Source organism: Bartonella machadoae, assembly GCF_022559585.1.
GTDB classification, from domain to species: Bacteria; Pseudomonadota; Alphaproteobacteria; order Rhizobiales; family Rhizobiaceae; genus Bartonella; species Bartonella machadoae.
This window is the reverse complement of sequence record NZ_CP087114.1, coordinates 548,720-560,869: the sequence shown is the minus strand read 5'-3', so window position 1 is coordinate 560,869 and position 12,150 is coordinate 548,720. Positions and strand designations below refer to the sequence as shown.

The 12,150-nt window shown below is 36.5% G+C and carries 7 protein-coding genes; 1 reads left to right on the top strand and 6 read right to left on the bottom strand.

Annotated elements, in window-relative coordinates:
• Positions 1–240: 240 nt before the first annotated feature.
• A complete protein-coding gene (locus tag LNM86_RS02670; protein ID WP_241438328.1) occupies positions 241–2,562 on the top strand; it encodes a sensor histidine kinase in 2,322 nt (773 codons plus the stop codon).
• Here the strand turns inward: LNM86_RS02670 and LNM86_RS02665 are convergent.
• The 6 genes from LNM86_RS02665 to LNM86_RS02640 all read right to left on the bottom strand — a co-directional run bounded on the left by LNM86_RS02665 (position 2,549) and on the right by LNM86_RS02640 (position 12,036).
• Positions 2,549–3,082 (bottom strand): methylated-DNA--[protein]-cysteine S-methyltransferase, encoded by a 534-nt coding sequence (locus LNM86_RS02665; protein WP_241438327.1) that lies wholly within the window; start codon positions 3,080–3,082, stop codon positions 2,549–2,551. The genes LNM86_RS02670 and LNM86_RS02665 overlap by 14 nt on opposite strands.
• A gap of 567 nt (positions 3,083–3,649) precedes the next feature.
• A complete protein-coding gene (locus tag LNM86_RS02660; RefSeq protein WP_241438326.1) occupies positions 3,650–4,483 on the bottom strand; it encodes an outer membrane protein in 834 nt (277 codons plus the stop codon).
• An 877-nt stretch (positions 4,484–5,360) separates the two neighbouring features.
• The gene (locus LNM86_RS02655; protein ID WP_241438325.1) at positions 5,361–8,285 is read right to left on the bottom strand and encodes a bifunctional [glutamine synthetase] adenylyltransferase/[glutamine synthetase]-adenylyl-L-tyrosine phosphorylase; all 2,925 of its coding nucleotides are present in this window, start codon (positions 8,283–8,285) and stop codon (positions 5,361–5,363) included.
• Between the two features lie 94 nt (positions 8,286–8,379).
• Positions 8,380–9,762 carry a sensor histidine kinase gene (locus tag LNM86_RS02650; RefSeq protein WP_241438324.1) on the bottom strand — a complete coding sequence of 461 codons (1,383 nt, stop codon included), beginning with the start codon at positions 9,760–9,762 and terminating at the stop codon, positions 8,380–8,382.
• Positions 9,759–10,445 (bottom strand): response regulator transcription factor, encoded by a 687-nt coding sequence (locus LNM86_RS02645; RefSeq protein ID WP_241438323.1) that lies wholly within the window; start codon positions 10,443–10,445, stop codon positions 9,759–9,761. The genes LNM86_RS02650 and LNM86_RS02645 overlap by 4 nt, the downstream gene beginning before the upstream one ends.
• A gap of 79 nt (positions 10,446–10,524) precedes the next feature.
• Positions 10,525–12,036 carry a Do family serine endopeptidase gene (locus LNM86_RS02640; protein WP_241438322.1) on the bottom strand — a complete coding sequence of 504 codons (1,512 nt, stop codon included), beginning with the start codon at positions 12,034–12,036 and terminating at the stop codon, positions 10,525–10,527.
• Positions 12,037–12,150: the final 114 nt, after the last annotated feature.

Below are 12,150 nucleotides of genomic sequence, written 5' to 3'. Positions count from 1 at the left end.
TCATATTAACGCACGAGATGCGAACATCTGCGCTTATAAACAGGAAATTTAAACCTGTTTATAGGTTATGTTAGGATTTCTTTTTTCTTCCATAATCCACATCAATAAAAGTAAAATTATTTTTTCTAAAAAAAGACTGGACAGAGGACTCCTGTTTTGATTCACTGCACTCCTGTGGTGTTGTTATGAATATCGAAGCAGTTTTTAAAATACATTATTGCGGAATTAAAGGAATGAGAAATGGCTAAATTGGACGCATATAATGCGCCAACAGAGGGGTATGCTGGTTCAAAATTAGACGCTCAAAACCACAAAGCACAAAAAGAGCATATTCCTCTGTTTTCTGGCTCAGTCTATCAAAAACTTCTTTTTATCGAACCTTGGCTGCGGCGTTCCATCCCATTTGTCATTCTTGCTTTTCTTGTTGTGCTGGCTGCAATTCGTTTCGTATCAATCTATGATTGGCGCCATGCGATTGATAAAAACACACGTTCTACTCTCACTCTTTTAGCCTCTCATATTACCAATATAATTGATCGGGATTTACTTTCTGCTACACAAAAAGGCAAAGTTGCTCCCCTTTCTCATAATCATTTGCAAAATATCCTCATCAATTTTAGTAATCAAAAACTTGTCAATCCCAACATTGTTATTGCCATAGTTGATCAAAAAGGCAATGTCTTAGCTTCATCAAGTTCCGAGATTATTTTAGGAAAATCCTTACAGAATTTTACCCCTGAAAGCATTGCTTTACAATCTCTGGGAAAACATGCTGGAGTTATGAAAATTACGATAGGGAAAGACGTCCCTGCTCTTGCTTCCTTTCAGCAAACAGAAAATGGACAATATGGTGTTTTCATCAGCGAAACAACGCAACATATCTCTATGGAATGGCGAAAAATTTTTTCGTTAAATATGACCCTGTTCATAGGAACAAGCGCTGTTATTTTAGCCCTCCTCTACGCCTATTATAATCAGATTATAAGGGCACGCAAGACAGATTTGATTTCAGAAAAAATTCAAAACCGTATTGATATGGCCATGATGCGTGGACGTTGTGGTCTATGGGATTGGAATATGGCTAGCGGACGTGTTTACTGGTCACGGGCAATTTATGAAATGCTCGGGTATGTGCCTCAAGATGCCCTGCTTTCAATTTCGCAAATTACCGCTATTATCAACCCAAACGATGCTAATTTTTTCGATCTTGCTCAAGAATTAATGAGTGGTCAAAAAAAGCATATTGATATTAATATCCCCATGCGTCATGCCGATGGACATTGTATATGGATGCGCATTCGTGCTGAAGTGACGGATGAAGAAGAACCCCATTTAGTTGGTATTGCCTTCGATATTAGTGAACAACGGCAACTCGCAGAAGAAACAGCACAAGCTGATCTTCGGATTCGCGACGCAATTGAAAATATTTCAGAATCTTTTGTCTTATGGGATTCCGAAGGACGTTTGGTTATGTCCAACAGCAAATTTTGCGAATATGCTGCTATCCCTAAACAGGTTTTACAATCAGGAATCCAGCGTGCAACCGTCGAAGCTATGGCGCGCCCTGCAATTAGCGAATATCCCCTCAAAGATGATGGTGATGGTAACTTAACCAGTATTCGCCAAACGGCAGATGGTTGTTGGCTTAAAATTAATGAACGCCGTACACAAGATGGAGGGCTTGTTTGCATCGGTACAGATATTTCCGAGCTTAAACAGCAGCAAGAAAAATTTGAAGATAGTGAAAGACGCCTTTTTTCTTTTATTCAAGAACTCAAACGCACTCGAGGAAGTGCGCAACAACGTGCAACTGAAGTTGAAAAACTTAATAAAAGTCTGAAAGCTGAAAAAGAGCGTGCTGAAAGTGCGAATAAAGCTAAATCAGAGTTTTTAGCCAATATGTCCCATGAATTGCGCACTCCACTTAATGCTATTCTCGGCTTTTCGGATATCATGTTACAATCTACCTTTGGTCCTCTTGGCTCACAACGTTATAAAGAATATATGCGTGATATTTACAATTCAGGAACACATCTTCTCACTCTTATTAATGATATCCTTGATATGTCCAAAATCGAAGCAGGTAGATTTTCTCTTGATTGTAAAAATATCAATCTTGAACCAATCATTAGTGAAGCGGCACGAACACTTACACCACAAGCTCAAGAAAAAAATATTTCCGTTACAACAAATATTGCTCCAGAACTGCACGCAGAAGTTGATGGCCGTGCCATGAAACAGATCTTTCTTAATCTCATCTCTAATGCGGTTAAATTCACACCTTCTGGAGGACGTATTGATATCTGTGCTTTTAAGAAAAAAAATAACCTTATTTGTAGCATTAAAGATACGGGAGTTGGGATTCCTCAATCAGCAATTCAAAAACTTGGACAACCTTTTGAACAAGTGGAAAATCAACTCACGAAAACCCATACTGGCTCAGGTCTTGGGTTAGCCATTTCGCGCTCTCTTTTAGAACTCCATAAAGGGAAACTTGAAATTTTCTCTAAAGAAATGAAGGGAACAACTGTAACAATTACAATGCCAATCAAACAAAGTTAAATCCCTCCTTTTGTTCCCGTTGTAGCAAAATCTGTTTCCGCCAAACACCCCAACGATATCCAGAAATAAAACCATTCTTGCGTATCACGCGGTGGCAAGGAATGATTAATGCTAATTCGTTACATGCACATGCATTCGCGACAGCACGAAAAGCTTTGGGCATACCAATACGTTTCGCTAATGCTTCATATGAAATTGTTGAACCACACGGCACATTACATAACGCTGTCCATACTTTCTGTTGAAAGACTGTCCCCTTTATATCTAAGGAAAAATTATATTTTCTTACCAACTGAGGCGTTTCTATCATTGCTACAATATGTGCAATTTCCCTCTGCAATCTATCATCATTTTCTACCTGTTTCGCATCACTAAAACGTACCATAAATTCTTGTAATAATTGTTCTGTAGTCTCTCCCAATGCTATATTACAAATCCCTTTTTGAGACTTTGCTACCAAAAGCTCTCCTATTGAGGTGTTTTTCAAACAAAATATTCTTTGTTGGGGAACGTTTAGCATTTTGGCTTTTTCCATATTTTAAAAAGATTTCAACATCATAAATCAACGAAAATTGTCTTACCATAGTTTTTACAAGGCAAAACAAAATCACCCTAAAAATTCATTTCCTTAATCATTTACCTAAAATCATCCTTTCCCAATTTATAGAATAATTAAGAGAACAATGAGAGGTTCTGATATCCTTACATTTGAAACTTAAACGATAAAAAATTAAACAGAATGCCTTTTAAGTTCTAAGTTTCTAGCATAATCATACTATTTACCGCCCGCCAATGTTGTAACAGCCCTTGCATTGAGATGATTCATTAAAAGAAAGGCATTTATACTCCTTTCTTTAGAATTTTTTTATCAACACGCTAATCCCATTTGTGATGTGCAAGGGAATGGTTTTGATTGATTCAACATAAGCAGAATTAAAATGAGAGAACCTGAGGATATTCGGGGCTCTTATTCAGCATGAATAAAAAATGAATTGTTTATATAAATCAATGTATTATCTAGCATATATACAAAAAATAAAAGCCCCCTTGAAAAGAGGACTTTGAAACCTTTTCATTCTGCTATACTTTAAAATTTGTATGCTACACCAACACGAAAATCATTTGTTTTGTAACCAATTTCAATTTTCTCATTTGCAAATTTCTTCCTACCATAATCTGAATAACGATATTCCGCACGCATAATAACATTATCGGTCATCGCAAAATCAATACCACCTCCAAAGGTATAACCAATCATTGTCTTTTTTTCATCATGTAAAAAATCAGACAAATTCATTGCTTTGTTTGTTGTATCTGCTGCCTTTGCAAAAACATTTTGAAGCTGCGCATAAGCAATCCTTCCTGCAAAATAAGGCATCATATGATCCACAGGAAAACCAACGCGTACTCGTGTGGCACCAGTCCATTTTTGTTTCAAAATATACTGCACAGCTTTAGTACCTGCAGCATTAGGATCATGTTGATGTGTTGTTGATCGACTCCTTTTCTCTAATGCTGCTCTATCCAGATTTTCTTGTGGCGAATGAATATTTTGTGGACTTATGTCTTTTGTATTCTTTTTACCAGTCCAAATCACATCTGTATCGATACCTACGATAAAGCCATTGTCAATACCAACATTGGAACCCGCATAGATACCACCTACCAACCCAGAAAGTTTAGGCAGAAACTCTTTGTTAAATGAAATCCATTTTCCTGAATTATCACCTCTTAAATAACTTGCACTGGTTTTACTTGAAAAATTACCAATTTGACCTCCAAGGTAAAGTCCTGTCCAAGAAAACGCAGGAACAGCAACAACAGGTACTGGTTGCTCAGGAATTATAACATCTGATGCCTGCACGACAGAAATTAAAGTTAAAGAAAAAAGAAAAGTTGTGATGAAGTATTTTGTGGTCATAATGCTCACCCAAAAGCTAATGTGACACATAATGGCTTAATATTTTCATATTTTTTTCAAAAAATCTATAGTAAAAATAATACAGATATAAAAAATTTAAATAATAACTATAAATAAAATGAAAAACTATGCTATAATTTACAATAGTTTTTATTAATTATCATTTATTATAATATTTTATTATTCTTATATTATTATATCATCAATATGCATGTGATGATAATATCAATTTCTAAAAAGAAAGTGAGATTTTCTTACATCATGAGTGAAAGCTTTTGTACTTAGTTGTTTAATATATCTCAATTATGTATATTATAAAAATATACATAACTATGATTTCTATGATATTTTATCCAATATGTTCAATAAAGAGATTCTTATATTCTGATAAAAAATTTATAATAGCATTTATATCATAAAGTAAGGAATATTGTATTATAAATCTACCTTAACTAGGCAAAATTATAAATAATATTAGCTAGTAAAATGTAAAAATACTTTTCAATTTTTTATATAAACAACAAATACTTAAAATAAGATGCTTTATTGCAAAAAGTTATCATAAACGCGTATGAGAGAAAAAATTAAAACAATTTCTGTTAATGTTTCTCTTAAAAATTATATTTTAACAACTATAAAGAAACAGTATATAGACAAAAAACGATGATAAGCCAATAATCATAATTTTTCCTTATAAAAATTATTAAAAACGAAGTAAATTATAGCATCATATAAATTTATATAAAGCAATATTAGTAAAAAATTACTTACTGTCTATTATTTAAGCATTCCCTGTTATCTATTATTTATAGATAAACTTTTTATATTTTCTATAACAATCACACATAATGATTTCCTAAGTTATTATAAGACGCATTCAATATTTCATTACACGTGTAAAAATGGAACAAACTGACTGCCCAGTTTCTTCAAGTAATTTTTCAACACGAAGCAAATCAGGCTCTCCAACACTCTTTAATAAAAGGTCGCTTAGTCCAGGCGGCATGTCATGGGAATCGAAAGAAGTATTTAAGCAAAGTCGTATCATTTGGCTTAAATTTGTATAGAGGCTATAGGCATGATGTAAATCAAAGATCAATGACTGATGAAGAAAATTGTTCGGTAACTGAGCTAAAATATCTGCTGTCGTCGCTCCAATTTTGAATGTACTCACATGTGTAATAAGAGCAAATTGAGCAATAAACTCTAAATCCATAATACCACCAGGCATCGTTTTTAAATCCCATCGATTTTCTGGCGGTTTTTCTTTTTCAATCAAAGTGCGCATTTCACATACAGCTTTTGCTACATCTTTCTTATGACGAGGAAAAGAAATAATTTCACATATTTCATTTTCTAACTTTTGTAAAAAATCAGGATCCCCAGCAATACCCCGTGCTCGGGTTAAAGCAAGATGTTCCCATATCCATGCCTCTTTGCGATAATATTTTTTAAAAAATGGAAAAGAAACAGCAACGGGCCCTTTATTTCCTAATGGCCGTAATCTTAAATCAACAGTATAAAGAATTCCTTGGCTTGTAAGAGTAGATAAAGCTGCAACTAAACGCTGTGTCAAACGGGTATAATATTGAGGAATATAAAGCGGCTTTTCTCCATCAGACATTTCCGCATCCTCATCATGCTCGTAAAGCAAAATAAGATCAATATCTGATCCCGCAGTCAATTCATAACTTCCAAGCTTCCCCATACCCAGTATGCCAACGCGTCCCCCTTTAATCTGACCATGAAGGTTTGAAAATTCTTTTTGAACCACGGCAAATGTTTTGGCAATCATAGTATCAGCAAGCGCGGTAAATGCAAAACCAGCTTTCTCTCCTGTAATGGTACCATTTAAAATGCAAATACCAATCAAAAAACGTTGCTCATCAGCAAAAATCCTTAAGTGATCAAGGGTTTCTTCATACGAAGTTATACGTTCAAGAAAACACTCAAGCCGTTTTTCTAGATAATCTTTTGTTGGCAATTCTGAAAAAAGAATTGGCTCTAACATTCCATCAAAAACATGTGGCCTACGGGTAATAATTTCGGCAAGACGTGGCGCAGCTCCCATGATAAGAACCAACATATCCAAAAGAGAAGGATTAGATTGTAATAAACTAAAAAGCTGGATTCCTGAAGGTAAACCTTGCAAAAAACTATCAAAACATAACATCACTTCATCAGCGCGTTTTGTCGCACCAAACGCTTTTAAAAGTGCTGGAGTTAATTCCGTTAATCTCTCACGTGCTTCCGCAGATTGCGTTGCTTTATAACGTCCACAATGAAGTGTGCGCATAATACGACAAATATCACTTGCTCTTTCAAAACCTAAACGATTTAATGTTACTAATGTCTCTGGATCATCTTCTTCACCCGTAAAAACTAAATTACCAATTTCTAAACCAAGTTCTTGTTCATTCTCAAACAGCGCAGCATAATGCTTTTCAACAACCCGAAGTGTTTCTAATAAATCACGGATAAAGCTGCTACTCTCTTGATAGCCCATCAAATGGGCTACACTCGTAAACTGAGAAATATCATTTGGAAGAAGATGCGTTTGTTCATCTGCAAGCATCTGAATACGATGTTCTACATTTCGTAAAAAAGCATAACTTTTTACGAGATTCTCTTTCGTTTTTTCATTAATCCAACCAAGCGTGTGAAGTTCTGCCAACATTGCAACTGTTTGACGTCCTCGTAATTGAGGAAAACGACCACCAGCAATGAGCTGTTGTGTTTGAACAAAAAATTCAATCTCACGAATTCCCCCTCGCCCTAATTTTATATTATGGCCATAAGCAGCAATTTGACCATAATTTTTATAGGCATGAATTTGACGTTTGATCGAATGAATATCAGCAATAGCAGCATAATCTAAATATTTCCGCCATACATAAGGAAAAAGCTCTTTGAGAAAGTGAAAGCCTGCCTTTTTATCGCCAGCGACTGGGCGTGCTTTAATCATAGCTGCTCGCTCCCAATTTTGCCCGCGCCCCTCGTAATAACGCAATGCAGTCCTTACTGGTAAAGCTAAAGGCGTTGAGCTTGGATCGGGTCGAAGACGAAAATCAAGACGAAAGACATACCCATCCGCAGTGCGTTCTTGAAGAATCCGAATGAGTCGGCGTACCATTTTAGAGAATACATCGATACTCTCAGAAAGATTACCAATATGCGCTGATGTTTCATCAATGAAAACAATAAGATCAATATCAGAAGAATAATTAAGTTCTCCTGCCCCCAATTTTCCCATCCCTAAAATGATTAAACCACAATCCTTTTCCGGGTCATCACGACTCGACAAACTTATCTTACCATGATCATGAGCCTCTCTTAAAAGAAAACGGAGAGCTACACTTAATGCAAACTCTCCCAAACGGGTTAACCAAGTGCATGAAATTTCGTAAGTAAAAACACCACTTAAATCAGCTAAAGCAATGAGAACATGTGCTTCCCGCTTTTTGCACCTTAAAGCAGCCATTAACGAAGTTTCCTGTATAACTTCATTCTTATCAATTGCTGCAATATCGTCTATAATTTCACCCAGTCTCGTTTCTATATCAACATTTAATAAGGGACTAAGATAAGATGGATGGGCAATTAAAACCTCACGCAAAAAAGGAGATAAGGTCATAACCGCGCTTATAAACTCAATTTGCTTTCCCTTATTTGCAATATAAGAAACCAGCGATTCTAAATTTTCCTTTTTTGCTTGTTCTTCAAGATCTTTCAGCCATTGTAAACCTCTCTCATCAAGGGGGTATAATGAGAGAAGCTGTGTTTTTAAAAAAGCACTTTTCATTTGTCCTCCCTTGAAAGATATTTCTTCTCTTTTCTTTGCAGTATAATGCAAAGAAAAAAGTGAGAGATATTAAAATAATGAAAGAGATATACCTTTAAGGAAATAATAAAACAGCCCTAAGCCCTGGATTTGCATTTTCAAGTAACAGTTCTCCACCATGAAGTTTCATAACAGCTTTTGCTATACTCAAACCAATCCCAAAACCGGGTTGTGTGCGACTTTCTTCAAGGCGAAAAAAACGTTCTGTTACTTTTTCACGTTTATCCGCTGCAATGCCTGGACCATTATCGCTAACAACAACCAATAAATGTTCACCACGATATTCCATAGATAAGCAAACCTGTGCTTTCCTTCCCTCTTTCGGTGCATATTTAATTGCGTTATCGATGAGATTAAAAATTGATTGGGCAACCAGTTCACGATTTAACTTAAGCTCTTTATCAAATGTATCTCCTAACCGAAGCAAAACACCCGATTCTTCAGCAAAAGGTTCATAAAGTTCAACGGCATCTTCAAGGATGAGTTTCATATTCATAACCTCAAGATGTTCAATCGCACTGCTCGCTTCAATGCGTGAAATCATTAAAATAGCATTAAAAGTACGAATAAGTTGATCTGATTCAGAAATGACCCCATCAAGTGCCTGACGATATTCAGATTTCGTCTTTTGTCCAGAAAGCGCTTCTTCAGCACGATTTCTAAGGCGTGTCAGAGGTGTTTTCAGATCATGAGCAATATTGTCCGATACTTGACGCAAACCAACATTTAATTCTTCAATGCGGTCTAACATAACATTAAGATTAACGGACAATCGGTCAAATTCGTCCCCTGCTCCAGAAATCGGCAAACGCCCACTGAAATCACCATCCATCAAGCGCTGCGACGCAGCTGTCACATGATCAATCCTTTGTAAAGCACGTCTACCAACAAAAAACCATATGAGCAAAGCACCTCCAAGCATTGCGACAAGAGCAAATATTACTGCTTTACGAATAACCGCTGCAAAACGTTCTGATTCATCTAAATCTCGCCCGATAAGAACTTTCATCGCATTGGGTAAATCAACAACAATGGCTAAAGCGCGATGTTCACTTGTTTTGCCATGTTCTCCAAAACGTGAATACAAAAAAGAATTTGCAATAAAACCATTATGATTTAAAAGACCTAACTCAATACGCGCAACATTGCCTGCTAAAATGCGTCCCATAGGGTCGGCAACAAGATAAAGAAAAGCGCCCGGTTGTCGTGAACGATAATCTATAGTGCGCATTAATAAAGGAAGCCCACCATAATTATAAGCATTTTCAATATACCTCAATTCTTCATGTAAAGCCTGCTCAGTTTGTTCCATTAACAATGAAGCAGAAAATGACGTCATATAAATGGAAAGCCCTGTTGCAACGAGCCCAAACAATAAAATATAAAGTGCGGAAAGCCTGAAAGCAGTCGTACGGATTATATTGATCAGACGATTCATCTTTTATTATCTGGTGCTTTCAGCATATATCCAGCTCCACGTACCGTATGGAGAAGTGGAACATCAAAATCTTTTTCAATTTTTGCTCTTAAACGGGATATATGAACATCAATAACATTTGTTTGCGGATCAAAATGGTAATCCCAAACATTTTCTAAAAGCATAGTGCGTGTAACAACCTGACCAGCATAGCGCATCAAATATTCAAGTAAACGAAATTCTCGTGGTTGCAATATGATATTTTTTTCCCCTCGTTTTACTGTATGTGCTAACCGATCAAGTTCAAGATTGCCTACGCAATAAACAGTTTCTGCCTCTTTAGGATTTTTTCGCCGTTGTAACACTTCAACACGAGCAAGAAGCTCAGAAAAAGCATAGGGTTTTGTCAAATAATCATCACCCCCAGCACGCAAACCAGTCACACGATCATTTACTTGTCCTAAAGCTGAAAGAATGAGAACTGGTGTTTCATTGCCCTTAGCACGTAATTCAGAAATAATAGAAAGACCATCACGATGCAAAAGCATTCTATCAATAACCATAACGTCATAACTTTCCGTATCAGCTAAAGTATATCCCGTGTCCCCATCATAGGCAACATCAACAGAATGTCCCGCCTCCAAGAAAGCTTTTTCGAGATAACGACCCGTCTCACAATCATCTTCGATAACGAGTATCTTCATAAAACGCATCTCCGTTATTTGAACAAATCGCGTAGTAGGACAGAAATTTCAAAAATCTCTGTCCTATATCAACAAAGTGTTATTTTTTTAAAATTGGAAGAGCGACAAAACGGTTTTGACCATTTGTTCGCACTTGTAGGAGTACTGCTTTTCGTCCTAACTTCTGAGCATTCTTGATTTCATCGACAATATCAGAAACTTTTTTAACAGCTTTATTATTCACTGTCACAATCACATCACCAGGACGTATGCCTTTATCTGATGCATCTGAATCCGAATCCACATCCGTTACGACCAATCCTACACCATCATCAGAAGGAGCTACAATCAAACCATAATCATCCAATGTTTCATCTGAATCACTGCGTTCATTTGAATGTTTTAATCCCCCTTTCTTTCCTTCATCTTCAGGCATTGAAGCAAGTTTTACTTTTATATTTTCTTCCTTACCAGATCTCCAAACCCCCAACGTTACTGTTTCATCTGGTCTAATATTTGCTATACGCTTTGCTAAATCACGAGCATCATTAACTTTTTCACCATTTACCGAAATAATGACATCCCCTGCCTTGATACCAGCTTTTTCTGCTGGTCCTTTTAATGGATCAGTGATTAAAGCACCTTTGTCTTCTTTCAAACCTATCGAATCTGAAATATCCTTCGTGACTGGTTGAATCTGAACCCCCAACCAACCGCGTTGAACGGAACCCTTTTCGATAAGTTGTTGCACAACCTGTTTTGCTGTTGCTGCCGGAATAGCAAAAGCAATCCCAACATTTCCTCCAGAAGGAGAAAAAATTGCCGTATTCACTCCAACAACCTTTCCATTGAGATCAAAAGTTGGACCACCAGAATTTCCTCTATTAACGGCAGCATCAATTTGAATAAAATCATCATAGACACCGGTACCAATATCACGTCCACGCGCTGAAACAATCCCCGCTGTCACAGTTCCACCAAGGCCAAATGGATTGCCAATCGCAACAACCCAATCACCAACACGAAGTTTTAAATCATCCCCAAAATCAACATAGGAGAATTTTCTTTTGTCGTTTACCTTCAAGACTGCAAGATCCGTTCGTGGATCTGATCCTATGAGCTTGGCATTTAATTCTGTACCATCATCAAGAACAACAGAATAACTCGTACCATCAGAAATCACATGATTATTGGTCACAATATAACCATCAGAGGAGATAAAAAAGCCAGAACCAAAAGCTATAGGACGGAGTCTAGGTGAACGTGATGGAAACTTGTTTTTAGGCTTATCCAACTCATAGAACTCTTTAAAAAATCGTTTTAAAGGATGTTGATCTGGTAGTTGGTCAATCCCTGGTCCACTAAAAAAATTGCTAAAAAACCATTCTTCTTTCTTTTTATCGCTCTTCACTTGCACTGAAACGACCGCAGGTTTTACTTGAGAAACAATATCTGCAAATCCCGGCTGTTGCACTGATGAAGAAAATATAGAACTAGCGTGAGCCGTTGTCGTCCACAAACTTGCCCCACATCCACTAAAAAACAATGCACTTTCCAACGCAGTAGAAAAGCTTACTGCGACTAATGTTTTAAAGAAAGTTCTTTTAACCATTTGGTATACGCTCCTATTCAATTTATATTTTTATCAAGACCGTTTATAAAGCAGCAGACCTTACCGTTTTCTGTCTAAATTGTTAAAGTTTTGTAAGGTTTAAAGTCATAATAA